We start from the raw sequence: 26710 nt of genomic DNA, 5'->3' as shown, positions 1-26710 counted from the left end.
CAGCTTACGACATCAGAAGTCGAACCGCGCGCCGACGCCCCAGGTGGCCGGCGCCCCCACGAGACGGGCCGCGCCGTTCAGCTCGGGGAAATAGACCTCGTCGGTGATGTTCTTGCCGTAGGCATAGAGCGTCCAGTTCGACGGGGTCGCTAGCTCCATCCGCAGATTGACCAGGGTGTAGGGCTGGGCGGTGTTGCCCGGCAGGGCGTTGAGGCGATTGCTCTCCTCGCCGTGATGGGTGACGCCAACGCGGCTGCGCAGGTTCCAGCCGCCGTCCAGGAACAGCACGTGGTTCAGCGCCAGGGTGGCCGAGACGTCCGGCGCGCCCGGCAGCGGGTCGCCGACCGTCGCCAGCACGTCGGCCACGCGGTTAGAGCTGAACGACAGCACCTCGGTGTCCAGCCAGGTGGCGTTGGCGTCCAGCTGCAGGCTCTGGCGCTCGCTGCGCAGCACCTGCACGTTCAGGCCGACCTCGAAGCCCTCGCTGCTGGCCTTGCCGACATTGGCCCGGCCGTTGGTGTCGTTGGCCAGGCGGGTCGTGGCCTGCAACTCGCTGAACCGATAGCGGAAGGCGTCGAGCGACAGGCGCACGCGGCCGGTGGTCCAGCGCAGGCCGGCCTCGTAGGCTTTCACGGTCTCGGACGCGAAGGGCTTGGTCTCGGCAACGGTGAAGATCGAGGTGCCGTCGAAGCCGCCGCCGCGATAGCCGGTGCCGGCCGAGACGAAGACGTTGAGGTCGTCGGTGACGTCGTACTTGGCGGTCAGGCGGCCCGAGACGTTGTCGTCATTGAAGGTCTCGTCCCACGAGAAGTTGGCCGTGGTCGCGAAGGTGGTCGTGAAGGTGCTGATGCCCCACGGATTGCGGTCGACGTTCCTGCCTTTGTAGTCGGCGTCGTCGCGCGTGTAGCGCAGGCCCGCTGAGATCTGCAGGCGCTCGATCGGCCGATAGTCGACCTGGCCGAACAGGGCCAGGCTGGACCGTTGCTGCTTGTGCAGGTTGTCGTAGACGGTCAGGGCTGTGTAGCTGATCCAGTTGGTGTCGAACTTGACCTCGTCGGTGACGTAGAAGGCGCCGGCGATCCAGTCGACCTTGCCGCCGGTGTCGTCGGCAAGGCGCAGTTCCAGCGAGGCCTGGCTCAGCTTCTCATCGGCGTCGAAGTACGAGGCCGGGTAGGGCGAGCCGTCGCCGTTGCCCTGGATCGACCGCGTCGAGCCCTGCCAGCCGCCGACGGCGGTGAAGTTGAGGTTCTCCTTCACGCGATGGGCCAGGGTGGCCGAGCCGCCGTAGATGTCGATGCTCTGGGTCGGATAGCCGGTCGAGTAGAACTCGTAGGGATCTGCGTTCTCGCCGGCGTTGGCGATGGTGGCGTCCTGGCTACGGGCGATGCGGTCGTACTGGCGGGTGTCGCCGCGGTCGCGGCTGCCGAACAGCTTGATGGTCAGGTCGGTCTCGGGAGCCAGGGCCAGGTCGATGGTGGCGCGGGCGGCGAACAGGTCCTTGTCGCCGAAGCCTTCGCGGCGGCCGGGATCGGTCAGGGGCGGAACCTGCGTCTGGACTACGCCGCGCACCGACGGCTGGTAGCCGGCCAGCGTGCCGGCCCCCGCGCCGGTCATGAACCCGCCGCCGTTCTGCGCCAGCACCGCGATGCGGACGCCGAGGTTGTCGCTGACCGGACCGCCGGCCGAGGCCTCGAACTCGGTGTAGTCGTAGCTGCCGTATTCGACGCGGGCCGAGCCCTCGAACTCCTTGCCGGGACCGCGGGTGATGGCGTTGATCACGCCGGCCGTGGTGTTGCGGCCGTAGAGCGTGCCTTGCGGGCCTTTCAGCACTTCGACGCGGTCCAGATCGAACAGCGGCATGCCGAGATAGGCGTTGGAGGTCTGATAGACGCCGTCGACATGCAGCGCGACGGACGGATTGCCGTTGGGCTTGTAGTCGTCGGCCCCGCCGATGCCGCGGATGCTGATCAGGCCGTAGTTGGTGCCGCCGAAAGCGTAGTTCACCGACAGGCCGGCGACCTCGTCGACGAGGTCGGTGACGCTGGTGATCCCGCGACGGGAAGCGTCGGCGCCTTCGACCACGGCGACGGCCATCGGCACGTCCTGGATGGCGGCCGAGCGCTTCTGGGCGGTGACGACCACCTCTTCCAGCTGGCTGACCTCGGCGCGCTCTTCGGCGGCGGCGGTGATGGTGAAGGTGCGCTCGCCGGTGGCGACGGCCTTCAGGCCGGTGCCGGCCAGCAGGCGTTCCAGGGCCTCGGCCGGGGTGCGGGCGCCGGCCACCGCCGCGCCGCGCTTTCCGCGCACCAAAGCGGGCGCATAGAGCAGCTGGATGTCGGCCTGGCGGGCCAGGGCCGGCAGGGCCAGCTCCAGCGGCTGGCTTTGCAGGCTCAGCGCCGCAGGGCCGCTCGCCTGGGCCAGGGCCGGGGAGGCCAGGCCCGACGCCAGGCCGAGGGCGACGACCGCGCCGCAGGCCAGCAGGTTGCGTCGAAGCGCGCGTGAATTGAAGCTCGTCATGGATATGGTCCTAAACAGCCGCCGGCCCCCTGACCGATCGACTCCAGGAACCGCCGCCATGGCCGAACCCTCATCCCGTCGTGAAAATTTCACGCAACGAACGGCGGTCTCTAGGTCGTGGAGGCGGCCGTGATCGACCAGGTCGAGGCCCCGACCTGGCGCACGTCGAGGCCGAAAGCCGCCTGCATGGCCTGGGCGAATTCGCGCGCGCCGTCGTAGCGGAACGAGCCGGAGATCCGGATCGACCCCAGTTCCGGCTGGGCCAGCACCAGCTGGTCGCGGGAATAGCGGTTGAAGGCGGCCACGACGTCGGCGAGCGCCTCGTCGTCGAACACCAGCCGCCCCGTCCGCCAGGCCGTCAGCCCCTCGGCGTCCGACGTCGTGGTGACGGCCGGAGCCTCCGCCGGACCCGAGACCATCTGGCCGGCGCGGATCGCCAGCGGTCGGGCGCCGCCCGCGTCGGCGGCGACCTGAAGGGCGCCGTCCTCCAGCAGGATCTGCGCCCGCGCGCCGTCGAGCGAGACCTGGAAGCGGCCGCCCGCGCATTCGGCGACCCGGTCGCCGGCGATCAGCCTGAACGGCTTGCCCTGGCGGATCTCGAAATAGGCCTGGCCCTCGTCCAGCCGCGCGGCGCGCTTGGAGCCGCCGTAGCCGACCCGCAGCTTCGACAGCGGGGCCAGGGTGACGCGCGAGCCGTCGGGCAGGGATGTCGTCAGCCGCTCACCGGGACCGGTGCGGATGGTGGCCTGGGCCGCGCCGGCCATCATCAGGCCGATCCCGCCGGCGACCGCCGCGGCGGTCGCGCCGCCGGCCATGCCGAGGATCGCCCGCCGGCTGGGTCCCGACGCCTTGCGCAGGGCGGCCGAGCGCATGCGCAGCAGCTCGCGGTCGCCGCCGGCCTCGCCCAGTGCTTCCCAGCTCTGTTCCAGTTCGTCGAAGGCCCGGGCGTTGTCGGCCTCGCCCAGCCAGTCGGCGAAGTCCCGCTGCTCGTCCAGCGACAGACGGCCGCCCTCGACCTTGGCGAACCAGCGGGCCGAGGCATCGGTTGACTTGGGGGAGCCGGCCATCAGACCCCCTCCCGCAAGGCGTCGCGCAGCACGATCATGGCCCGGGCCAGGTGCTTTTCGACGGCGCTGACCGAGATCCGCAGGCGGGCGGCGATCTCGGCGTGGGTCATGTCCTCGAACCGGCGCAGGATCACGATCGTCCGGGCGCGCGGCGGCAGCGACTTGAGCGCCGTGCGCAGCCGCGCCAGGTTCTGGCGTCCGCCGACCACCTGCTCGGCGCCCGGCAGGTCGTCGGCCGGATCTAGCGTCTGAAGGTCCACGGGGCCGCCCTCGATCCGCGCCCGGTCGCGACGCGCCTTGTCGCGCAGCAGGTTGGCGGCCGCCTCGAAGACGTAGCCGTCGACGTTCTCCAGCGCCATCAGCCCCCGGCGACGCAGCAGCCGCAGGAACAGGTCCTGCACCAGTTCCTCGGCGTCGAGCCGCGAGCCGGTGCGGCGGGTGAAGTAGCTGAGCAGCGGCGCGCGCAGGCGGCGGGTCAGGGCCTCGAAGCGCTCGGCGCCGTCGATGTCGCCAGATTCTCGAACCGCGCAGCCGTCATAAAGGGGCAAGGGCATGGGCGGCCCATGCCAGCGGGCGGCGACAGTCGTGTGACACACGACGCCTTGGAGGCTGGCCTGGTCAGGCGGGACCCGTCGCCAATGTCCTCGCGAAGAACGGCGTCAGCTGACCCATCGCCGCATCGACGTACTTCGGAACCCAATAGGTCTCGATGTGCGTGGCGCCGTCGATCAGGAACAGGGTCTTGTCGGTCGCGCCGGTCGCCTTGGGGAAGGCGTCTTTGGTCATGTAGAGGCTGTCGGCCTTGCTGCCGGCCAACATGAGCAGCGGAACGTCGATCAGGTCGATCTGGTCGGTGGCGTCCCAGCGCATCAGGTCCAGCAAGCTGCTGGTCGTGTACTTGAAGGTCGAGCCCGGATGGGCGTGGGTCTTCCAGTAGTATGCATAGCCCTGCCGATAGAGATCGAAAGGCAATGCGGCGATCTGCGCGTCGGTCAGGTTGGCGTCCCCGGAATAGAGGATCTCGCCGCCGGCCGCTTCCTGGGCGCGGGCGCGCGAGGCTTGCTCGAGCCGGTCCTGGATCGTCGCCAGCTGCGAGTCCTGATAGCCGTTGCGCCGCACCCGCCCGGAATTGAACATGCTGAGCGTGGCGATCGACTTGAAGCGCTTGTCGGTCTTGGCCGCGGCGAGGGAATAGCCGCCGCCGCCGCAGATGCCGAACAGGCCCAGGCGCGCGGCGTCCACGCCGGGATAACGGCTGATGAAGTCGGCCATGCCGTGGATGTCCTCGATCCTGAACATCGGCTTGTCCACGCTGCGCGGCAGGCCGCCGCTGCCGCCCTGATAGGCCGCGTCGGCGGTGATGGTGATGTAGCCGTGTTCAGCCAGGCGCTGGGCGTAGAGCCCCGCGACCTGTTCCTTCACGCCGCCGTTGGGGTGCGCCACGACGATAGCCGGATAGGTCCGTCCAGGATCGTAGCCGGCTGGCGTGTAGACATTGGCCACGATATCGAGGCCGCCGAGCTTGTAGGTGACCGGATGGATATTGACCTGACCGGCCTCGTTCCTGGTGATCGCGCCGCCATAGACCAGGGTGAAGGGATTGGCCGTCTGGTCCGACGCGGCGGCGGGAGTCGTGCTCATCGTCGTAACTCCGAGAAGTGAACTGGAAAGGACGAGCGCGGATCCCGCGAGGATATCGCGCCTGCTTTTGCCGATCGGGCCGTTGGCCATCGGAAACTCCACGGGCGTGGGCTCCATCGAAACCCCGCCGTCTGTTGATGGGAATTGAGGCCGGCCCCTATCGGGCCGGCGCGCGGTATTCGGCGTCCGTCACGGGACCCAGCCAAGTCACGCTCTTGCCGTCCAAGGCCTCGGCCACCGCCACGTGGGTCATGGCGCTGGCAGGGGTCGCGCCGTGCCAGTGCCTGACGCCCGGCGGCGTCCAGACGACGTCGCCGGGCTTGATCCGCCGAACCGGCTCGCCCTCGGCCTGGACCAGGCCTTCCCCTTCGGTGACGATCAGAAGCTGGCCGAGCGGGTGGCTGTGCCAGTTGGAGCGCGCGCCCGGCTGGAAGGTGACGGTGGCGCCGCCGAGCCGCGCCTCTCCGCCGCCCTTGAACGGCGAGGCGACTGTGACCGCTCCGGTGAAGGTGGCGGCCGGCCCCTGGACCGGCTGAGCGCCTGGCGGGATGATCACCAGGCCTTCGGCGGCCGGTGCCGCGTTCGCGTCCAGGCCCTTGAACACCTTGTCGGCCAAGGCGACCGCGGCGGTCGCCTTGGGCCAGCCGGCGTAGAAGGCCAGATGGGTCAACGCTTCTCCGACCTGCGCCCGCGTCAGGCCGTTTTCGAGCCCCAGGCCGATGTGGAACGCCAGCCCGGCCTCATCGCCGTTGGCCGCCAGCGCCGCGATCGTCGCCAGGCTGCGGTCGCGTGGGGCGAGGTCGGACCGCCGCCACAGGTCGCCGAACAGGACGTCGTTGGTCAGGGTCGCCAGCTTGGGCGCGACCGGCCCGATCGTCGCCGCCACCGTCCGGGCGCGCGCGGCGTCCGAAGCGGGAGCGGGCAGGCTCGCACCCGCCGACGCGCGCAAGGACGCCATGTCGACGCCTCGGTCGGTGAACACCTTTTCGACCACCTCCAGCGACGACACCGCATTGGGCCAGCCGGTGTAGAAGGCCAGATGGGTGACGACCCCGGCGATCTCGTCGGGTTTGACGCCGTTATCCAGCGCGCGGCCCAGATGACCGGTGAGCTGGGCGGTCTTGCCGGTCGCGATCAGCACCGACACGGTCACCAGGCTGCGATCGCGCGGGCTGAGCGCGGGGCTCACCCAGACGTCGCCGAATAGCACATCGTCGGTATAGCCGGCGAGGCCGGGCGCGACGGCCTGCATGGCCTTTGGCGCGACGGACTTGCGCTCCTGGGCCTCGACCGGGGTCGCCAGCGTCAAGGCCGCCATGGCGGCGACAACAGGCTTCATGGGAAACTCCTTTGGAGAGGGGAGAGCTGTCAGCGCGTGGCGGTCTAGCGGCCGGTCTGGGCCAGGACCGCTTCGGGCAGGCGCGCGCCCTGGATCGGGATCTTCGCGGCGGCCTCTTCGATCGCCGCCAGGTCCTCGGCCGTCAGTTCGACGCCGGCCGCGCCCAGGTTCTCGTCGAGGCGATGGCGCTTGGTGGTGCCCGGGATCGGCGCGATCCAGGGCTTCTGGGCCAGCAGCCAGGCCAGGGCGATCTGGGCCGGCGTGGCCGACTTGGTTTCGGCGATCGCCTTGAGCAGATCGACCAGCGCCATGTTGGCGGCGCGGGCTGCGGCGGCGAAGCGCGGCGAGATCGAGCGGAAGTCGGTCGGGTCGAGCTTGGTGGTCTCGTCGATCTTGCCGGTCAGGAAGCCGGCCCCCAGCGGGCTGAACGGCACGAAGCCGATGCCCAGTTCCTCGCAGGCCGCCAGGATCCCGTTGTGCTCCACGTCGCGGGTCCACAGCGAATACTCGTTCTGCAGGGCGGCGACCGGCTGCACGGCGTGGGCGCGGCGCAGCGACTCGACGCTGGGCTCCGAAAGCCCGAAGTGTCCCACCTTGCCGGCTGCGATCAGGTCCTTCACTGCCCCGGCCACGTCCTCCATCGGCACGGCCGGATCGACCCGGTGCTGGTAGAGCAGGTCGATCCGGTCGGTGCGAAGGCGCTTGAGCTGCGCCTCGGCGACGGCCTTGATGTGGTCGGGCCGGCTGTTGAGGCCGCCGGTGCGCGCGCCGGTCGCGAGATCGATGTCGAAGCCGAACTTGGTGGCGACGACCACCTGATCGCGGAACGGCGCGACGGCCTCGCCCAGCAGGGTCTCGTTGGCGAACGGGCCGTAGGCCTCGGCCGTGTCGAACAGGGTGACGCCGCCGTCGAAGGCCGCGCGGATGACCGCCACGGCCTCGTCGTGAGGCGTCGCCGGACCATAGGCGGCGGTCAGCCCCATGCAGCCGTAGCCGAGGGCGGAGACTTCCAGGCCGGCCTGACCGAGTTTGCGCTTTTGCATGTTGGTTCTCCGGGGATTGAGGGATCAGGCGCTGGCGCCGGCGGCCAGGACGATGGCGGCGGACGCTCCAAAGGCGGTGCGGCGCGACATGCCCGGGTCCTGGTCTTGCATTCGGTGCTCCTGACGTTCGCGAACGCGGAGCCCTCAGCGCCTTCGCATGACCGGCAAGATAGGCCTGGCCCGTTCCGGCGATTAGGCCCCATAATCGCCATGTAGCTTTTAGTGGGGCTAACAAATGGGCCAGGGCTTCGACGAACTTGCCGTCTTCGCCGCGGTGGCCAGGGAGCGCAGCTTCACGCGCGCCGGCGCCAAGCTGGGCGTCTCGCCCTCGGCGCTCAGCCAGACGATCAAGGGCCTGGAAGGCCGGCTGGGCGTTCGCCTTCTGACGCGCACGACCCGCAGCGTCGCGCCGACCGAGGCGGGGGATCGCCTGCTTCAGACCATCGCGCCGCGCTTCGAGGAAATCGAACAGGCGCTGGTCGCCCTGGCCGAGATGCGCGAGCGCCCGGCCGGCACGATCCGCATCACGGCCGGCGAGCATGCCGCCCGGTCTGTCCTGCAGCCGGGCCTGGCCAGGCTGTTGCCGGACTATCCCGACATCCGCGTCGAGATCGTCGTCGATTACGGCATGGTCGACATCGTGTCGGAGGGGTTCGACGCGGGCGTGCGCCTGGGCGAACAGGTGGCCAAGGACATGATCGCCCTGCGCATCGGCCCCGATATGCGCATGGCCGTGGTCGGCTCACCGGCCTATTTCTCAAGCCGCCGGAAGCCGGAAAGCCCCCAGGACCTCACCGATCACAACTGCATCAACATGCGCCTGCCCACCTATGGCGGCCTCTTTCCCTGGGAGTTCGAGAAGGACGGCCGCGAGGTGAAGGTGCGGGTCGACGGCCAGTTGATCTTCAACACCATCCGCCAGCGCCTGGATTCCGCGCTGCAGGGCCTGGGCCTGGCCTACATGCCCGAGGACGTCGCCGCGCCCTGCATCGCTTCAGGCGAACTGGTCCGGGTTCTGGAGGACTGGTGTCCGCCGTTTTCCGGCTATCACCTCTACTACCCGAGCCGGCGCCACGCCTCGCCGGCGTTCGCGATGCTCACCGATGCGCTCCGGTTCAAGGACCGCTGACAGGGGCCATCGGTCGATTTGTTAGAAGAGCTAACGAGAGCAAGTCCTTTCCGCCCGCTAATCGCGCTTTCCGGGGCGCGATAGTCTTTCTTCGACACCGAAGGGAGACCCATCATGGGCCGGACGAACAGCTTCTCATCCCGCGCCGGCGCCCTGGCGCTCTGCGCGGTCCTCGGCCTTCCCTTCGCGGGGACCGCGGCGGCGCAGACCCTGAAGTCCATCCAGACGCCGGGCAAACCGCTGGTGCTGAAGGTCAGGGGCAGCTTCTTCGTGGGCGGACGATCGGTCGAGCAGAAGGCCGGGGAGATCCTGCTGGGTCCCGACGACAGCGTCACTGTCGACCAGATGTACGTCGAGTACATGGTCCCGACCGGCAGGACCAAGGTCCCGGTGGTGATGATCCATGGCGCGGGCCTCAGCGGAAAAAGCTACGACACCACGCCCGACGGCCGCATGGGCTGGTACGAGTATTTCGTTCGCAAGGCCCATCCGACCTATGTCGTCGACCAGGTCGGCCGGGCGCGGTCCGGGTTCAATCAGGCGGCGATCAACAACAGGCTGTCGGGCGCAAGCAGCGCGCCGTCGGGAGCGGTGGCGCCGACCACGCCGGGCGCGCCGGCCGCGATCGGGCAGGGGGCGTTCCGCTTCGGCGACCGGGTCGGCGTCTGGACCAACTTCCGCTTCGGGCCGAAGTTCGGTGAAGCGTTTCCGGGCGCCCAGTTCCCCGTCGAGGCCGTCGGCGAGCTTTCCAAGCAGGCCATCCCCGACCTGACCTCGCAGCTTCCCTCGCCCAATCCCACGTTCAAGGCCCTGTCCGATCTGGCGATCGACCTGGATGGCGCGGTCCTGATCAGCCACTCCCAGTCCGGACCCTTTCCGATGGATGCGGCGCTGGTGAACCCGCGAGGCGTCGCGGGCATCGTCGCCGTCGAACCCGGCGCTTGCCGGGCCAGCTACACCGACGAGCAGATCGCCAGGCTGGCCAGGATCCCGACCCTGGTCGTGTTCGGCGACAACCTGTCGGTCCAGACCGGCCTGGGCGGCATCACCTGGCAGGACCGGCTGGAGGGGTGCCGCGCCTACGCCAGGCGCATCGAGGGGGCCGGCGGACGGGTGGACGTCATCGCGACGGCCGAGCAGGGCGTCCGCGGCAACAGCCACATGTTGATGCAGGACCGGAACAACCTCCAGATCGCCGACCTCATCCTGGCGTGGATCGACAAGCGGGCCGTACGCAATCCATAGGCCGGTTCCCGACCGGCTGGACGCGGATCGCGCCAGGGGGCAAGACTAAGCCGTATCAGCGAGGCGGCTCATCCTGCACCATCACCATCATGTCTGGACCTTCGTCGCGCTTTCGTTCGGCGTCGCGGTCTTCGGCTCCTGGACCGCGCTCGACCTGGCCCGGCGTGTGTCCGGCCATCTTGGCCGCGCGCGGCTCGTCTGGACCAGCACCGCCGCCATCGCGATGGGCCTGAGCATCTGGTCGATGCACTTCATCGCCATGCTGAGCTTCGATCCCGGCGCCCCGGTCGCCTATGACCCCGGCCTGACGCTCGCTTCCCTGGCCCTGGCGGTCGGTTCGACCTGGGCCGCCTTTCTCAGCGCGACGCGCGAGCGGGCGGGGCGGCCGAGCCTGCTCGCCGCCGGCGCGGCCATGGGGGGCGGGATCTGCCTGATGCACTATGTCGGCATGGCGGCGCTGCATTCGGCGGTGTCGCTGGGCTATCGGCCGGACCTCGTCGCCGTCTCGCTGGTCATCGCCGTCGTCGCTTCGACCGCCGCGCTGGTCGTCGCGCGCGGCGCCCATGGCGCGGCGGCCAGGCTCCTGGCCGCGGTGCTGCTGGGCGCGGCCGTTGTCGGCATGCACTACACCGCCATGGCCGCCCTGGAGCTGGCGGTCGTGGGAGAGGCCCGGCATGCGCCGCCGCCCGGCGTGCAGCCTTTCCTGGTCGGGGTGGGCGTGGCGGCCGGCACGCTGCTGGTCCTGTTCCTGGCGCTGATGGCCTCGCTCTATGATCAGCGGGGCAACATCCTTCAGGCCCTCGGCGCCGGCGGCGTCGGCTATTGGGAGTTCGACCTGACGACCGGAGTGTTGCGCGTCTCCGGGCACGGCAAGGCCCTGTTCGGGCTGAAGCCCGACGACGAACTGACCTTGGAGCGATGGCTCGGCGCCTTGTCGGAAGAAGACCGCGCGCGGCGCGAGAAGGCCTTCGAGAGCGTGCTGCGCACCGGCGGCGACTACGACATCGAGTATCGCCTGGTCGAGCAGGACCGCTGGGTCAATGTCCGCGGCAAGGTGCTGCGCGACGCCCGGGGGCGGCCTCGGCGGATGATGGGCGTGGTGCTCGACGTCACTGACCGCCACATGGCCTTCGCGGCGGTCACCGCCAGCGAGCGGCGTCTGCGCCTGCTGACCAACGAGCTGAACCACCGGGTCAAGAACACCCTGGCCACCATCCAGTCGATCGCGGCCCATACCGCCCGGCGCTCGGGCTCGGTGGCCGAGTTTCGCGCCGCCTTCGAGGATCGCCTGATGGCGCTTTCGGGGACGCACAACATCCTGACGCAATCGAGCTGGGAGGCGGTGGCGATCGGCGATCTCCTGGCCCAGGAACTGGCGCCCTATCCCGAGGGCCAATACGTGCTCAGCGGCGAGCGTCTGGAGTTCGGATCGCGCCAGGCCCTGGCGCTGGGGCTGATCTTCCATGAACTGGCGACCAATGCGGCCAAGTACGGCGCCCTGTCGGTCCCCACGGGCTGCGTGCACGTGACCTGGCGCGCACGGCTGTCGCAGGGCGGATCCGGGCGCCTGACCCTCGAGTGGCGGGAGGAGGGCGGTCCGGCGGTCACGCAGCCCAAGGCCCTGGGCTTCGGCTCGCGTCTCATCCAGGTGAGCGGCCAGCAGGACCTCGGAGGGACGGTGCGCATGGCCTACGAGGAAAGCGGGCTGGTCTGCGTCCTGGAGGCGCCGCTGCCCGACCTCGCGCCGTCGGCGCCGCTCGACGCGGTTCTGGATTAGCGGTCCGGTCGTCAGCCGCCCCGATTTCAGGCGAGCGTCGGCATGCCGTCCAGCAACTTGTCGAGCGTCACCGGATAGTCCCGCACCCGCACGCCCGTGGCGTTGTAGACGGCGTTGGCCACGGCGGCGGCCACGCCGCAGATGCCCAGTTCTCCGACGCCCTTGGCCTTCATCGGCGACGACATCGGGTCTGTTTCGTCGAGGAAGATCACCTCCTGGTGCGGAATGTCCGCATGGACCGGGACCTCGTAGCCCGCCAGGTCGTGGTTGACGAAGAAGCCCAGACGCTTGTCGACCGCCAGCTCCTCCATCAGCGCCGCGCCCGCGCCCATGGTCATGGCGCCGATCACCTGGCTGCGGGCGGATTTGGGGTTCAGGATCCGGCCGGCCGCGCAGACGGCCAGCATGCGGCGGATGCGGATTTCCGCCGTGGCGGCATCGACGCCGACCTCGACGAAATGGCCGCCGAAGGTCGATTGCTGGTGGGTCTTGGTCAGGTCGCCGTATTCCATGGCGTCCTCGACGACCAGCGGCGCTTCGGCCACGGCCTGGGCCAGCGGCGCACTGCGGCCGCCCGCCTTCACCTGGCCGTCCGAGAACTCGGCGGTCGCCGGATCAAGGCCCAGCTTGGCCGCAACCGCCTCGCGCAGCTTCATGCAGGCCGCGTAGACCCCCGCCGTGGAGCTGTTGCCGCCCCACTGGCCGCCGGACCCGGCCGAGACCGGAAAGGTGGAATCGCCCAGCTTCACCGTCACGCGGTGCAACGGCACGCCCATCATCTCGGCCGCGGTCTGGGCGATGATCGTGTAGCTGCCGGTGCCGATGTCGGTCATGTCGGTCTCGACCGTGATCTGGCCGGAGGTCTCCAGCCGCACCCGCGCCGCTGATTTCATGACCATGTTGTTGCGGAACGCCGCCGCCACGCCCATGCCGACCAGCCAGCGGCCGTCGCGAACCTGGCCCGGGCGCGCCTGGCGCCTGTTCCAGCCGAACCGGTCGGCGCCGGTGCGCAGGCATTCGACCAGTCGCCGCTGCGAGAAAGGGCGTCCGGGCTTTTCCGGATCGACCTGGGTGTCGTTGAGAACACGCAGCTCGACCGGGTCCATGCCCAGCTTTTCGGCCAGTTCGTCGATCGCCACTTCCAGCGCCATCAGGCCGGGCGCCTCACCGGGCGCGCGCATGGCGTTGCCCTCGGGCAGGTCCAGCACGGCCAGCTTCATCTTGGTCATGCGGTTGGCCCCGGCGTAGAGCAGCCGGGTCTGCTGGGTGGCGGTCTCGGGCCCGCCGCCGGGCAGGTCGCCCGACCAGCTCTCGTGACCGATGGCCGTGATCCTGCCGTCCTGGGCCGCGCCGATGCGGATGCGCTGGATGGTGGCCGGGCGGTGGGTAGTGTTGTTGAACATCAGCGGCCGGGGCAGGGCGATCTTGACCGGCCGCCCCGTCGCCTTGGCGCCCAGCGCCGCCAGGATCGCGTCGGCGCGGACGAACAGCTTTCCGCCGAAGCCACCGCCGATATAGGGCGACACCAGCCGGACGTCGTCCTTCGGAATCCCAAGCGTCTTGGCCACGTCGCCCCGGCTCCAGGCGATCATCTGGTTGGACGTCCAGAGGGTCAGCTTGTCGCCCTTCCAGGCCGCGATGCTCGCATGCGGCTCCATCATCGCGTGGGCCTGGTCGGGCGTGGTGTAGGCCTCGTCCAGCTTGACCGGGGCGGCGGCGAAGGCCGTGTCGAAGTCGCCGACGGCGGTGTCGGGATTGTCCTTGGCTGGCGGCGCGCCGTCCTTGGCTAAGGCCAGGTCGAACGTTCCCTTCGCGCGCTCGTAGTCGATCTTGATCAGGGCGGCGGCGGAGCGGGCCTGCTCGAAGGTCTCGGCGACCACGACCGCGACGGCTTGGTGGTAGTGCTCGATCTCAGGGCCGCCCAACAGCCTGGCGGTGTTGTTGTCGCCCTTGCCCAGCTTGCCGGCGGTCTGGGCGGTGACGACGGCCAGCACGCCGGGCGCGGCCTTGGCGCGGCCAAGGTCCATGGCCTTGATCCGGCCCTTGGCGATGGCCGAACCCACGACGTAGCCGTAGGCGACGCCTTCGAGCGCGTCGTGGCGCTCATAGGCGTAGGGCGCGGTTCCCGTGGTCTTCAGCGGGCCGTCGATGCGGTCGACCGGCTTGCCGACGATCTTCAGCTGATCGATCGGATTGGTCGTGGCGGGGGTGAGAAACTTCATCGGATCATTCCCGGGCCTGGGCCATCGTCGCGCCCAGGGCGCGCTCGGCCAGGGTCAGCTTGAAGGCGTTCTGCGCGGTGGTGCGGGCGCCCGAGAGCAGGGCCTCGGCCGCCGCCTTGGCGCCGCGCGGCATGGCGACTTCGGCTTCCTCGACGCGCCAGGGCTTGTGCGCCACGCCGCCGAGCGCGACGCGGCCGGAGCCGTCTTCGTGAATGATCGTCGCCACCGACACCAGTGCGAAGGCGTAGGACGCCCGGTCGCGCACCTTGTGATAGGCCTGCCTGCCGCCGACCGGCTTGGGCAGGGTGACGGCGGTGATCAGTTCGCCGGACGCCAGGGTCGTCTCGATGTGCGGCGTCTCTCCGGGCAGGCGATGAAACTCGGCGATCGGGATCGTGCGGGTCGCGCCGTCAGGCCGGACGGTCTCGACCACAGCGTCGAGCAGCCGCATGGCCACCGCCATGTCGCTGGGATGGGTGGCGATGCAGGCCTGGCTGCTCCCCAGCACCGCGTGCGAGCGGGTGACCCCGCCGATCGCCGAGCAGCCCGCGCCGGGGCTGCGTTTGTTGCACGGCATATTGGTGTCGTAGAAATAGGGACAGCGTGTGCGCTGCAGCAGGTTGCCGGCGGTGGTCGCCTTGTTGCGCAGCTGTCCCGAGGCACCGGCCAGCAGCGCGCGCGACAGCACCGGATAGTCCTTGCGCACCCGTTTGTCGGCGGCGAGGTCGGTGTTGCGCGCCAGGGCGCCGATGCGCAGGCCGCCGTCCCGCGTGGCCTTGATCTCGTCCAGCTTGAGGTCGCCCAGGTCGATCAGGCGGCGCGGCGTCTCGATCTCCAGCTTCATCAGGTCGAGCAGGTTGGTGCCGCCGGCGATGAACCGCGCGCCGGGATCGCCGGCCGCCGCCGCCGCGGCCGCCGCCGGCGTGCGGGCGCGCTCATAGGTGAAGGCCCTCATGCCGGCTCTCCCTTGACCAGGTCTCCGGCGACTTCGGCGATCGCCTCGACGATGTTGGAATAGGCCCCGCAGCGACAGATGTTGCCGCTCATCCGCTCGCGTAGTTCGGCCTCGGTCAGCTTGGGCTTGTCGGACAGGTCGGCGGTCACGTGGCTGGGAACGCCGGCCTTGATCTCGTCCAGCATCGCCTTGGCCGAACAGATCTGACCCGGCGTGCAGTAGCCGCACTGATAGCCGTCGTGCCTGACGAAGGCCGCCTGCAGCGGATGTAGTCGGTCGGGTGTTCCCAGGCCTTCGATCGTGGTGATCGCGTCGCCCTCGTGCATCACCGCCAGGGTCAGGCAGGCATTGATCCGCCGCCCCTCGACGATGACCGTGCAGGCGCCGCACTGGCCATGGTCGCAGCCCTTCTTGGTCCCGGTCAGCTTCAGGTGCTCGCGCAGGGCGTCGAGAAGCGTGGTGCGGGTGTCGAGGTTCAGGCTCTGCTTGCGGCCGTTCACCTCGAGCGTGACCGTGGCCAGGCTCGGAGCGTCCTGCGCCGGGGCGGCCGTGGCGCCGGGAGCGCTGGCGACGGCGGCCGAGGCCGCGCCGACGGCCATCAGGCCGCGCCTCGAAAGGCCGGTGTCCGATTGTGCGACCATGCCATCCTCCGCTCCTCCGCGCGCCAACAACGACTAAGCGGGCGGCAAGGCCGCCGGTTGCCACGGATCGATCGAGGTTAGCCGAGGGGAGGCAAGCGGATTGGCGGCTTTTCCTCCACGAGGTGCTGAGCCGCGCTCATCAATCTGCATTTAACGCGCCGGAAGCTCGAGTTCGGTAGCGACGCTTCGAAATCTCGGATCAGGCGACCCGTCGCGACGCGCCGCCGATCGACTCGGGCGCCTCCACATTCAAATGAGCCCGCAGCAGATCGACCAGTTCGAGATGCAGTTGCGTGGGGGCGCGATCCGCCCGGCTGACGACGTCGATCCCGAGGCCTGCCTCGACTGGAAAGAACGGCATCTTCGCCAGCGCCAGGCCGCCGCAACGGCTTTCGTGCTCGGTCATCAGCGCCAGCCGGTCGCTGCCCGCGACGAAGTGGCCGACGATGGCCCCCTCGGAGGCGGCGAAGGCGACCTGAGGCGGGGACATGCCGGCGAACAGCGTCTCGCGCGCGGTCTCGCGCGCCGACCCCGGCGTTCCCCCGACCCAGTCATAGGCGATCAACTGGTCGAGCGTGGCTGTTTCCGAGCCGCTCAAGGGGTGTCCGGGCCGTCCGAACACGAAATAGGGCGTGCTGACCAGCCGCTCCTTGATCTGGTCGCGTCCGATTGCCTCGATGTCGCCGACGACGAGATCGACCTCGCCCGCGCGCAGCCTTTCCACCAATTCTACAGGGCCCTCGCGAAGCACCGTAATGCGCGCGCCGGCGTGCCGCGTCGCCAGTTCGGCCAGGACGCGCGCCAGGAAGCGGTTGCCGAACGCCTGGGCGGCGCCGACGACGATGGATTTCTCGGCGTTGGTCTGCTGCGCGTGCAGTTCGCGGACCCCGATCGCCAGATCGTCCAGGAGGGCGCGAAGGCGTTCGGCGAACGCCTGGGCCCGCGGGGTGAAGCGGGTCCCGTCCGACGTGCGGACGAAAAGCGGTCCGGTCAGCTTTTCCAGGACGCCGGCCGATCGACGAAGCCCCTCCCGCGTCACGCCGCCGGCGAGCGCCGCCCGCTCGATAGATCCGGTCTCGAGCACGGCTGACAGGGTCCTCACCTGGGCGGGGGTCAGGCGATGCTCCACGGCCTTGGTGTCGGCCGGATCAAGATCGGCGATCACCTCGTCCAGTTGGGCGCAGATCCGATCGACCCGGGCGTGAAACAGCCTGCCGAGCGGGGTCAAGGTCATGCCGCCCAGGCCGCGTTCCAGCAGGGTCGCCGCCACCTTGTCCTGAAGCTGCGAAAGGGCTTGGGTCGCGGCGGGCTGGGAAACGCCAAAGGCGTGCGCGGCGCGTTGTATGCCGCCGTGATGTCCCACGGCGGCGAACAGCCTCAGCTGCCTGAAGCTGATCGAGGCGCAGCGATCATGCACGTCCCTCGGGGTCATAGTCCGTCATCGATCCAGCGGCCACCGGCGATTTGGGCCAGGATTGCCGATCTAAATACCATCTAGGCTTGCCCTCCAGCAAGCCGACCGCCGGCCCGGATAAGGGCCGCCTTCCTCTATCTGCGCCACGGGCAGGGTCGCGAGACACGCGGACCCGACAGCAATCCGCCATGTCCGCAATCTGCGTGAAAATTATATAATAACGACAAAAACAAATATGCATGCACGCAGCCGCCTGCGTGACAGTGCGGACAAATAAAACAATCGACAGGGGAGTGAACGTGCCAATGAGCCATCGGCTTTCGAAGGGCTTGCTGCTTAGCGCCAGCGTGTCCGCTCTGGCGTTGCCTGCGCATGCGCAGACCACGGCGGACGCCAGCGCCACCGTGAGCGAAGTGGTCGTCACCGGTTCGCGTATCCCGACCAACGGCGACAACAGTCCCACGCCGTTGACGGTCGTCAGCACCCAGCAGCTGCTGGCGTCGACCCCGACGTCCGTCGCGGCCGCCCTGCAGCAGCTGCCGGTGTTCCAGAACTCGATGGGCCAGAACAGCGGCGCCGGCGGCGGCAACGGCGGGCCCAACGGCGCGGCCAACGCCCCCAATATCCGCAGCCTGGGCCTCTATCGCACGCTCACCCTGTTCGACGGCAAGCGGCTCCAGCCCAGCACCGACACGGGCCTGGTGACGATCGACATGTTCCCGCAGATGCTGCTGCAGCGGGTCGACGTCGTCACCGGCGGCGTCTCCGCGGTCTACGGTTCCGACGCCATATCGGGGGTCGTGAACTTCGTCACCGACTCCAAGTTCAACGGCCTGTCGGTCAAGGCCCAGCGCGGCGTTTCGGCGCGCGGCGACGATCGGACGACCGACATCGGCGTCGCCGCGGGAACGACCCTGTTCGACGGGCGCGGCCATGTCGAAGCCAGTCTCGAATACAATGACGATCCCGGCATTCTCGACATGTTCAGCCGCGATCTGGGGCAGCTCTGGCAGATCGAGGGCGGCGTCGCCGGTTCGACCGCGACGCCGGGCTCGGCGGCCAACCCGTTCAAGCTCTATTCGAACGTCCACAACGCCTCCCTGACGAGCGGCGGCCTGATCCGGTCGGGCCCGTTGGCCGGTCAGACCTTCTCATCCAATGGGGTCCTGTCGGCCTTTCAGAACGGGACCGCCACCGGCACCTCGGGGTTCCAGATCGGCGGCGACGGCGCCTACAACAACGACAGCTCGCTGAAAGGGGCCCTGCGCGCCAAGCGGGCGTTCGCGCGGTTCGACTACGACCTGACCGACACGCTGCACGTCTACCTGGAAGGGTTCGGCGCGAAGAACCGCAACGCGTACAACGACACCACGCTCACCATGAGCAATGTCACGCTGCGGTCGCAGAACCCCTTCCTGCCGGCCGCCTACCAGTATGGAACGGCCACGACGACCTTCACCCTTAGCAAGCAACTCGGCCCGCAGCTTGGTCCGCACACCAAGGTCTTCGACCTGGGCAGCTACTTCGTGAACGGCGGGCTCAGGGGAAAGCTCGGCAACTACATCTGGGAATTGGGCGCGGCGCACGGCGTGTCGACCCAGAAGTGGACCACGGAACGCAACATAAACCTGCAGCACCTGGCGGCCGCGCTCGACTCGGTCTCGGTCGGCGGGAACATCGTCTGCCGGATCAACGCCGACGCCATCACCACCAACGACGACGCGGCCTGCGCGCCGTTCAATCCCTTCGGCCCGAACGCGGCCTCGGCGCAGTCGGTCGCGTATCTGACCGACCGGACCGTCGGCAAGGCCAAGGGGACGATCGCCGACATCACCGGATCCATCACCGGTTCGCCGTTCGAGACCTGGGCGGGGCCGGTCAACGTCGCGCTGTCGGGAGAATGGCGCCGCGTCGGCCTGTCGGCGACCAGCGAGGTGCCGCCAGAGGACAAGGCCGACTGCACCGGCATCCTCTACAACTGCACCCAGGGCACGACCAATCTTCACCAGGTCACCTTCGGCGTCACGCCGCTGGTGCATCAGACCGTCCAGGAGGCGGCGCTGGAGGTCGAGGTCCCGCTGCTGAAGGACGCTCCGCTGGCGCAGGACCTGAGCGTCAATCTGGCCGGCCGCTACGCTAACTACGACAGCTTCGGCGGCGCATGGACCTGGAAGGTCGGCGGCGTCTGGCGGATCAATGACGAGCTGACGATCCGCGCGACCCGTTCGCGCGATTTCAGGGCGCCCAACCTCAACAACCTCTACGGCCCCGGCACGGTCAGCCGCTCCACGGTGATCGACCAACTGACCGGCGCGACCCTGGCCAATGCGCCCAATCAGGGCGGCGGCAATCCGGATCTGAAGCCCGAGATCGGCAACACCCTGACCGCGGGCGTGGTCTATCGGCCTGGCTGGCTGACCGGCGCCAGCGTCTCCGTGGATTTCTACGCCATCAAGATCAAGGACGCGATCACCGCCCTGAACGGAGCGAACGTGACCGTGCAGAAGCTCTGCATCGCCAGCGGGGGAACATCCTCGCTCTGTGATCTGATCGTCCGGCCCAACGGCTACGCCGACACCAGCACGGCGAACAACGCCACCTACTTCTACACCCGCTCGGTCAACGCCGCGGAGATCTACACCAGGGGCGTGGACCTCGAGTCGAGCTACGCGACCCAGTTCTTGGGCCGCCCGCTCTCCCTTCGGGTGCTGACCACCTACCAGCCTGTCTTGCGCCAGGACACGCCGAGCATCGGGGTCGTTGACATGGCGGGCTACGCCTACGCCCCGGCCGGCGGCCTGGGCGCCTCTCCGAAATGGCGCGTGACCAGCTTCGCCAGCTATGCGCTGACCGACCAGTTCAAGGCGACGGTGTCGACCCGCTGGCGCAGCGCCCTCGGCTGGAACGCGGACAAGACGCTGGTCTATGACGAGCCCAAGATCTCGGCCTTCTGGACGGCCAACCTAAATCTCGCGTTCACGCCCGAGATCCAGGGCGCCAGGCCCGAGTTCTTCTTCAATATCCAGAACCTCTTCGACAAGTCTCCGCCGATCGCGATCAACTCATCGGCCGACGCCGGGCGGTTCGGGGCCTACCTGCAGTCGGACGACCTGGTCGGCCGCTACTACACGACGGGCGTCCGTCTCAAGTTCTGATCGTCGCGACAGCAACAAGCTCCTGGAAAGCACGAGACCATGGATCGTAGAATCTCCCGCCTGGCGTTGCTTGCGACGACGCTGATCGCGCCCCTGGCCATCGCCGCGGCCGTCGTCGCGCCGACGATTGCGCCGGCCCAGTCCGGGGCGAGCCCTCCGCCGACGGCCGCCCCGCCCGCGAACGGCGCGCTCCTGGCTGGGGCGGCGCGGATCGACATCACCCCCGCCGTCGAAGACCTGCCCAAGCCGTTCGAAGCCATCGAGAGCCGGCTCCATGTCAGGACCGTGGTGCTGGACTCGGGCGGCAAGCGCGCCGTGCTGGTGGTCGGCGACCTGCCGATGTTCGCGCCCGACATCTTCGAAGACACGATGGCGCGCATCGCCAAGGCCTCAGGCGCGCCGCCGGAGAACATCCTGCTGGCCGTCACCCACACCCACGACACGGTGCGGATGGACAACAATCCCGTCGGCATCATCCTGCCGGGATCCGAGAAGATCACCCGCATGACCACCGACGCAATCGTCGCGTCGGTGCAGCAGGCGATCGCCAACCGCCGGCCGGCGCGGGCGGGCTACGCCAACGGCGTTTTCCGGCTGGCCGGGCGCAATGAAGGCGGCCCAGGCGCCGAGGGGGCGGCCGAAAGCGGCCGGACCCAGAGCACGGACGCCTCGATCGGCGTGTTCAAGGTCGAAACCCTGCAAGGCGAGCCCATCGCCCTGATGGTCAGCAACGGCCCGGGACCCGGCGTGCCGGGGCTGGGCGGCGGCAAGCGCTCGAAGGTCAGCGCCGACATGGTCGGCATGGTCGAGCGCTATGTCGAGCAGCGCTTCGGCGACAAGGTCGTGGCGATGTACACGGTCGGCGCGCCGATGGGGATCGCCATGAACCCCGGGCGCAAGGGGGCGGGGCTGACCCCGCCCGAGCCGAACGCGGTCAAGGGCGCGGTGGCGACCGTGCTGGGCGAGGAGGTCGTGGCGACCGCGCTCAGGATCAAGTCCTCGGACAGGCTGACGATCTCCGGTTCGCTCGAAGTCCTGATGTGTCCTGGCAAGTCGACGTTCCCGCTCAACAATCCGGGCGCCTGCTCCGATGCGCCGGACTCGAAGCTGCCCCGATGCGTGTTCACCGACACCGACATCGCGCCGGTGCCGCTGCGGTTCGGAACCATCCAGCTCGGCGACTTCACGATCGTCCACAGCGACGCGAACGTGATGCCGCCGCTCTGGGCCAGGGTGAAGCAGGGCGCCCCCCGGCCCGCCAGCACCATGCTCGTGTCGCTGGGCTACGGGCCGGTCCACTACGTCGTGCCCGACGAGGACTATCCCTCCAACAGCTATCCGGTGACGGCGAGCATGGCCAAGCGCGGCTGCGCGGCGGGCGGCTTCGTCGACGGCGCGCTCAAGATGGTCAACGCCTCCAGGGCCAGCGGCGGATGACGACCCCGGAGCGACCTTCAACCCAATCGAGATCGACCATGACAGATGTCCAACCCGGCAAGTTCCACCCCGAGGCCGCGCTGAAGGGCTACGCGCTCAACCGCATGTGCTTCACGCTCAATTCGGCGGAAAGCCGCGCCGCCTTCATCGCCGATCCGGACGGCTACTGCGCGCGGTTCGGCCTCAACGACGAGGAAGTCGCGGCGGTGCGGTCGAGGGACAAGAAGCGGTTGTTCGCGGCGGGAGGAAACATGTACTTCCTGGCCAAGCTCGACAGGGTTCCCAAGCCGCAGGGAGCCCGCTGATGGGCGTCGTCATCGGAGGATTGGGCACCAGCCACGTGCCGATGATCGGCCGGGCGATCGCGGCCAACAAGCAGGCCGAGGTGCCGTTCGCGCCGTTCTTCGCCAGCTTCGGCAGGGTCCATGCGTGGCTGGACGAGGCCAGGCCCGACGTCGTGATCGTCTTCTACAACGATCATGGCCTCAACTTCTTCCTCGACAACATGCCGACCTTCGCGATCGGGGTGGCGCACGACTATAGCAACGCCGACGAGGGGTGGGGGCCGCCCGAGCCGAGGACCTTCCGCGGCGACGCGGAACTCGCCTGGCACATCGTCGGATCGCTGATGGCCGACGAGTTCGATGTCGCCACCTGCCAGGAGATGATCTTCGATCACGCCGGCATCACCGCCCTGGACCTGCTTTTCCCGGCCGACGGCGCGGGGCATGGCGACATCCCCGTCGCCACGATCCCGATCATGATCAACGGCGTCCTGCCGCCGCTGCCGACGCCCGCCCGCTGCTACAAGCTGGGGCAAGCGATCGGTCGGGCCATTCGCTCCTTCCCCGGCGATCGCAGGGTCCTTCTGGTCGGCAGCGGCGGGCTGAGCCACGAGCTCGGCATCAGCGGCAAGATCAACCAGGACTTCGACCGGCTGACCCTCGAGAAGATCGAGCACGACCCGCAAGCCCTGACCCAATTCACCAATGACGAGATCGTCGATCTGGCCGGCGCCCAGGGGCTGGAGCTGATGACCTGGCTTGCCATGCGCGGCGCGGCCGCGGGCGGCGACATCGTCACCAGCCTCTATCACGCCCCGATCTCGCATACGGGCGGCGCGATGATGCTGATCGACACACGCGAAGGCGAACGCTGATGACCGAGGCCGTTTCCCTGAGCGCGCCGAGCGAAAAGGCGCCGTCGCGCGCCAAGCACTGGGGCATCCTGCTGCTGCTCTCGGTCGGCGTGCTGATCGCCTATGCCGACCGCTCCAGCATTTCCGCGGCGCTGGCCAACAAGGACTTCGTCCACCACTTCGGCATGACGTCCGTCGGGCGCGGCTGGGTCGGGGCGGCGTTCTTCTGGGCCTATGCGGCCGCCCTGATGCCCCTGGGCTGGGTGGTCGACCGCTATGGCGCGAAGATCCCCTACGCCATCTGCTTCGCGCTCTGGTGTCTGGCCACGGCGGCGACCGGCGCCATGCCGGCCTTGCTGGGCATCGTGATCATGCGCTCGTTGGTCGGGGCGGCCGAGGGGGTCGTGATGCCGGCCAGCTACCGCTGGATCCGCCACAACGTGCCCGAGCGCCACACCGGCGCGGCGCTGGGCGTGTTCTCGTTCGGCAACAAGGTCGGAACGGCCATCGGCGCGCCGATGGGCGCCTGGCTGATCACGGCCTCGGACTGGCGGCTGATGTTCGTCATCACCGGGGCGTGCGGCCTTGTGTGGCTCGTCCCCTGGATGATGCGCGTGCAGAACGACTTCCCGCGCAAGGACCAGCGCGCCGAGGCCCGGCGGCGGGCCGCCTCGGTGCCGTTCGGGCGCATCATCACCTCGCCGGTGGTCTGGGGCGGGATCATCGTCAACTTCTGCTACAGCTACTTCGTCTTCTTCTGCATGACCTGGATGCCGTCCTACCTGGTCGAGCAGCGCGGGTTGTCGCTGACCAATTCGGGGCTCTACACCTTCTTCAGCTTCGCCGGCATCGCGATCGTCGCCGTCGTCGCGGGCTGGGCGGCCGACCGCATCATCGACCGGGGCGGAGACCCAGTGGTGACGCGCAAGGTGTTCATCGTCGCCGGCTTCATCGGCGCGACGACGGTGTTGTTCGGCGCCTACGCCCACAGCCTGGGCGCGGCCCTGTTCTGGAACATCTTCTCGCTGTCGTGTCTTGGCCTCGCCAGCGCCAACAACCTCGCGCTCACCAAGGTCACGCTCATTCCACGGCCGGCCATCGGCATGATCGTCGGCGTCCAGCACGTCGCCGCGGGACTGTCCGGCGGCGCGGCGGCGGCCATCTCCGGCTGGCTCCTCCACGTCAGCGGCGGCTATCAGCTGCCGATGCTGGTGATCGTGGTGTTCCTGGTGCTGGGGGCCACGACGTCGGTCGTGCTGCTGCGCCCCAAATGGTCGCCGAAGGTGACGGACGGGGAGGCGTGATCCGTCCGCCGCCAACCGCTTGTGACGCGCCGATCCCAGGTTTCGGAAGATTTCCGGGCGGCGTTCGGGGGGAACTCGCCGCCTGAGGCATCTAACCCTCAAACAAACGGGCAAGCGCCCAAGAACGAGGGGAAACGATGAAGCGCTATCCGAGCATTTTCTGTGGGGTCTCGCTGGCGGTCATGCTGGCGGCGACCGGCGCGGCGGCGCAGGAGCGGACGTTCGACGTGCCGGCCGGACCGGCGTCCGACGCCATCCCGCTGTTCGCGCGTCAGGCGGGCGTCCAGATCATCGCCCCCGCCGGCCGCCTGAAGGGCGTCTCGACCCCGGCGGTGAAGGGCCGCCAGGACGCCCGCGCGGCGCTGAAGACCTTCCTGGCCGCGACCAATCTCGAGATCGCCGCCGACAACGGCTCGGTGATCATCCTGCGGGAAGCCGCCCGGCCCGCCGCCGCCCCGGTCCAGCAGACCTCCGCCACCGGCGACGCGGTCGAAGGCGGCGCCGAGCTGGCCGAGGTGATCGTCACCGCCGCGCGCCAGACCCAGAACATGCAGAAGGTCTCGGCCGCGGTGCAGGTGGTGGGCGGCGACGAACTGCGCCGGCAGGCCGCGAGCAACGTCTCGCAGGTCTTCGCCTCGACGCCCAGCGTCCAGGTCACGGCCCAGCCCGGCGGCTTCTCGATCGACATCCGGGGGCAGGGCGGCGACATGCCGTCGGGCACCACCCAGGGCTCGGTCGCGCTCGAGTTCGACGGGGTCTACAGCATCCTGTCGCAGTCCTCGATCGTCGGCTTCTTCGACGTCGATCGTGTGGAAGTGCTGCCGGGGCCGCAGAGCACCCGCTATGGCCCCAACGCCGACGGCGGCGTGGTCAATGTCATCACCAAGGACCCGATCCTGAACGACGCCTCGGGCGCGGCCTCGCTGAGCGTCGGCAACTACGGCCTGGTGCGCGGCGAGGCGGCCCAGAACCTGGCGCTGGGCGACAAGGCCGCGCTGCGGATCTCGGCGGCCGCCATCCATCGCGACGCCTATCTCAAGCCGATCGGCGCCAACGCCGTGGGCCAGTCGGTGCGCCTGAAGTTCCTGGCGCAGCCCACCGACGACCTGACCCTGAAGCTCGCCTACCAGTACGACCACATCGGCGGCACAGGTCCCGGCGTCGAGCCCTATGTGATGTCCAAGGTCGCGCCCTACAGCGGCGACAGCATCAACGACGCCTCCAATCCCTGGGACATGGGCGACAGCTCGACCAACACCACCTCGTCGGACAACAAGGCCGACATCAAGCAGCAGACCCTGACGGCCAATCTGGACTACCGGATCTCTGACTGGGGCGTGTTCGACGTCACCTCGTCCTACACCAAGGTGACCGGCAAGGAGACCGACTGCTACGCGGGCGGTCCGCCCTGGATCACGGGCGGCGACCACACCTGCTACCAGTACTACCAGTTCGCGCCGTTCCATCAGTTCTCGACCGAGGCGCGCCTGCACAACGCGCCGGGGGCCGAGATCCTGTGGAACCTGGGCTACTACCACTTCGACTACCGGCGCGGGACCTACAACAACACCTCGGGCAACGTGCCCTCCGGCATCGTCGGCGGGACCATCGCGGCCACGACCACCAACGCCCTGTTCGGCGAGCTGACCTATCCGGTGAGCGAACGTCTGCGTGTCATCATCGGCGGTCGCCAGAGCTACGACACCCGCGAGCTGAAGCCGGCCGGGATCGCCACCAACTATTCCCGCGACCTGCATCATTTCGACTATCGGCTGGGCGGCGAGTTCGACGTCTCGCCGACCTCGATGGCCTATCTGACCGTCTCGACCGGCTATCGCCCCGGCGGCCTGACCGGCTACGACACCACCACGTCCAAGCCCTATACCTACGAGAGCGAGGTCAACACGGCCTTCGAGCTGGGTTCGAAGAACCGCTTCCTCGACAACCGCCTGCAGGTCAACGCCGACCTCTTCTACTACAAGCAGGACGGCTATCAGAACATCGACACCTACCACGGCTTCGTGCCGTCAACCGGCGGTTCGGCCTGCACGCCCAACGACGCGCGGCCGTCCTGCACCGTGCCGACCTTCAACCTCGACGCTCACGCCATTGGCTTCGAGACCCAGGTGCGGTTCAACCTGACGCGGGTCGACACCGTGGGCCTGAACGCCACCTGGCTGAAGGCCAAGTTCGACAAGAGCCAGGGGACCTGCGCGACCGTCGGGGCGCCGACCACGGCCGGTTGCTGGATCGGCTACAACGACCAGGGCACCGACGCCCTGCTGTTCTTCGACGTGGCCGGCGCGGTGCAGCCGCACTCGCCGAACTTCGCCGGGACCCTGACCTATCGCCACAGCTTCGAATTCGCCTCAGGGGCCTCGCTGGCCGTGGGCGGCGAGGTCTTCTACAGCGGCGGCTACTGGGTGCACCCGGTGCAGGACGCCTCGAAGTACGGCTGGCAGCCGGCCTATACGCAGGGCGGGCTGAACGCCAGCTACACCCCGGCCGACGGCCCGTGGAGCCTCAGCGCCTATGTGCGCAACATTTCCAACTACGCCGTCAAGCAGTCGACCCTGCCGGTGACCACGATCGGTGATCCGCGGACCTTCGGCCTGACGCTGAGCACCCGCTGGTGATCGACGACGCCCGGCCGTTCACGCGGCCGGGCGACACATGAAGGCGCTGA

The 26710-nt window shown here is 68.9% G+C and carries 19 protein-coding genes; 9 read left to right on the top strand and 10 right to left on the bottom strand.

All coding sequences use genetic code 11. The features are described from left to right. Positions 1-12 precede the first annotated feature (12 nt). From AC2YHT_RS14905 to AC2YHT_RS14880, 6 genes are all read right to left on the bottom strand, one after another. Positions 13-2517: a TonB-dependent receptor gene (locus AC2YHT_RS14905; RefSeq protein ID WP_487290572.1), complete on the bottom strand. Its 2505-nt coding sequence runs from the start codon at positions 2515-2517 to the stop codon at positions 13-15. A gap of 110 nt (positions 2518-2627) precedes the next feature. After that, the gene (locus tag AC2YHT_RS14900) at positions 2628-3584 is read right to left on the bottom strand and encodes a FecR family protein (RefSeq protein ID WP_487290571.1); all 957 of its coding nucleotides are present in this window, start codon (positions 3582-3584) and stop codon (positions 2628-2630) included. Beyond that, positions 3584-4138 carry an RNA polymerase sigma factor gene (locus tag AC2YHT_RS14895; protein ID WP_487290570.1) on the bottom strand — a complete coding sequence of 185 codons (555 nt, stop codon included), beginning with the start codon at positions 4136-4138 and terminating at the stop codon, positions 3584-3586. Before AC2YHT_RS14895 ends, AC2YHT_RS14900 begins: the two co-directional genes overlap by 1 nt. Before the next feature lie 64 nt (positions 4139-4202). Next, the gene (locus AC2YHT_RS14890; RefSeq protein ID WP_487290569.1) at positions 4203-5225 is read right to left on the bottom strand and encodes an alpha/beta hydrolase; all 1023 of its coding nucleotides are present in this window, start codon (positions 5223-5225) and stop codon (positions 4203-4205) included. A 157-nt stretch (positions 5226-5382) separates the two neighbouring features. Further along, positions 5383-6564 carry a (R)-mandelonitrile lyase gene (locus tag AC2YHT_RS14885; protein WP_487290568.1) on the bottom strand — a complete coding sequence of 394 codons (1182 nt, stop codon included), beginning with the start codon at positions 6562-6564 and terminating at the stop codon, positions 5383-5385. 44 nt (positions 6565-6608) lie between these two features. Further along, positions 6609-7607 carry an aldo/keto reductase gene (locus AC2YHT_RS14880; protein ID WP_487290567.1) on the bottom strand — a complete coding sequence of 333 codons (999 nt, stop codon included), beginning with the start codon at positions 7605-7607 and terminating at the stop codon, positions 6609-6611. Positions 7608-7842: 235 nt separating this feature from the next. Here AC2YHT_RS14880 and AC2YHT_RS14875 point away from each other — a divergent pair, with 235 nt between their 5' ends. The 3 genes from AC2YHT_RS14875 to AC2YHT_RS14865 all read left to right on the top strand — a co-directional run bounded on the left by AC2YHT_RS14875 (position 7843) and on the right by AC2YHT_RS14865 (position 11758). Further along, positions 7843-8736 (top strand): LysR family transcriptional regulator, encoded by an 894-nt coding sequence (locus tag AC2YHT_RS14875; RefSeq protein WP_487290566.1) that lies wholly within the window; start codon positions 7843-7845, stop codon positions 8734-8736. A gap of 114 nt (positions 8737-8850) precedes the next feature. Further along, positions 8851-9981, top strand: coding sequence for an alpha/beta hydrolase family protein (locus AC2YHT_RS14870; RefSeq protein ID WP_487290565.1), 1131 nt, complete (start codon positions 8851-8853; stop codon positions 9979-9981). Between the two features lie 166 nt (positions 9982-10147). Further along, complete coding sequence (locus tag AC2YHT_RS14865; protein WP_487290564.1) at positions 10148-11758, top strand: sensor histidine kinase; 1611 nt, start codon at positions 10148-10150, stop codon at positions 11756-11758. A gap of 26 nt (positions 11759-11784) precedes the next feature. Here the strand turns inward: AC2YHT_RS14865 and paoC are convergent, their stop codons facing one another. The 4 genes from paoC to AC2YHT_RS14845 form a co-directional block, all read right to left on the bottom strand. After that, positions 11785-13980 carry an aldehyde oxidoreductase molybdenum-binding subunit PaoC gene (gene paoC, locus AC2YHT_RS14860; protein WP_487290563.1) on the bottom strand — a complete coding sequence of 732 codons (2196 nt, stop codon included), beginning with the start codon at positions 13978-13980 and terminating at the stop codon, positions 11785-11787. A gap of 4 nt (positions 13981-13984) precedes the next feature. Continuing rightward, positions 13985-14935, bottom strand: coding sequence for an FAD binding domain-containing protein (locus AC2YHT_RS14855; RefSeq protein WP_487290562.1), 951 nt, complete (start codon positions 14933-14935; stop codon positions 13985-13987). Beyond that, positions 14932-15576: an aldehyde dehydrogenase iron-sulfur subunit PaoA gene (gene paoA, locus AC2YHT_RS14850; protein ID WP_487290561.1), complete on the bottom strand. Its 645-nt coding sequence runs from the start codon at positions 15574-15576 to the stop codon at positions 14932-14934. Before paoA ends, AC2YHT_RS14855 begins: the two co-directional genes overlap by 4 nt. Before the next feature lie 199 nt (positions 15577-15775). Next, positions 15776-17008, bottom strand: coding sequence for a LysR family transcriptional regulator (locus AC2YHT_RS14845; RefSeq protein ID WP_487290560.1), 1233 nt, complete (start codon positions 17006-17008; stop codon positions 15776-15778). Between the two features lie 287 nt (positions 17009-17295). Here AC2YHT_RS14845 and AC2YHT_RS14840 point away from each other — a divergent pair, with 287 nt between their 5' ends. From AC2YHT_RS14840 to AC2YHT_RS14815, 6 genes are all read left to right on the top strand, one after another. Continuing rightward, positions 17296-20145 carry a TonB-dependent receptor domain-containing protein gene (locus AC2YHT_RS14840; RefSeq protein WP_487290559.1) on the top strand — a complete coding sequence of 950 codons (2850 nt, stop codon included), beginning with the start codon at positions 17296-17298 and terminating at the stop codon, positions 20143-20145. 39 nt (positions 20146-20184) lie between these two features. Beyond that, a complete protein-coding gene (locus tag AC2YHT_RS14835; protein WP_487290558.1) occupies positions 20185-21582 on the top strand; it encodes a hypothetical protein in 1398 nt (465 codons plus the stop codon). Between the two features lie 38 nt (positions 21583-21620). Continuing rightward, positions 21621-21887 (top strand): hypothetical protein, encoded by a 267-nt coding sequence (locus AC2YHT_RS14830; RefSeq protein ID WP_487290557.1) that lies wholly within the window; start codon positions 21621-21623, stop codon positions 21885-21887. Further along, a complete protein-coding gene (locus AC2YHT_RS14825) occupies positions 21887-22741 on the top strand; it encodes a class III extradiol dioxygenase family protein (RefSeq protein WP_487290556.1) in 855 nt (284 codons plus the stop codon). Before AC2YHT_RS14830 ends, AC2YHT_RS14825 begins: the two co-directional genes overlap by 1 nt. After that, positions 22741-24024, top strand: a complete 1284-nt coding sequence (locus AC2YHT_RS14820; protein WP_487290555.1) for an MFS transporter — start codon at positions 22741-22743, stop codon at positions 24022-24024. The genes AC2YHT_RS14825 and AC2YHT_RS14820 overlap by 1 nt, the downstream gene beginning before the upstream one ends. A 137-nt stretch (positions 24025-24161) precedes the next feature. After that, complete coding sequence (locus AC2YHT_RS14815; protein WP_487290554.1) at positions 24162-26660, top strand: TonB-dependent receptor; 2499 nt, start codon at positions 24162-24164, stop codon at positions 26658-26660. Positions 26661-26710 lie beyond the last annotated feature (50 nt).

It is taken from the genome of Caulobacter sp. SRI_008, assembly GCF_057586355.1.
This window is presented reverse-complemented; position numbering and strand designations above follow the sequence as displayed.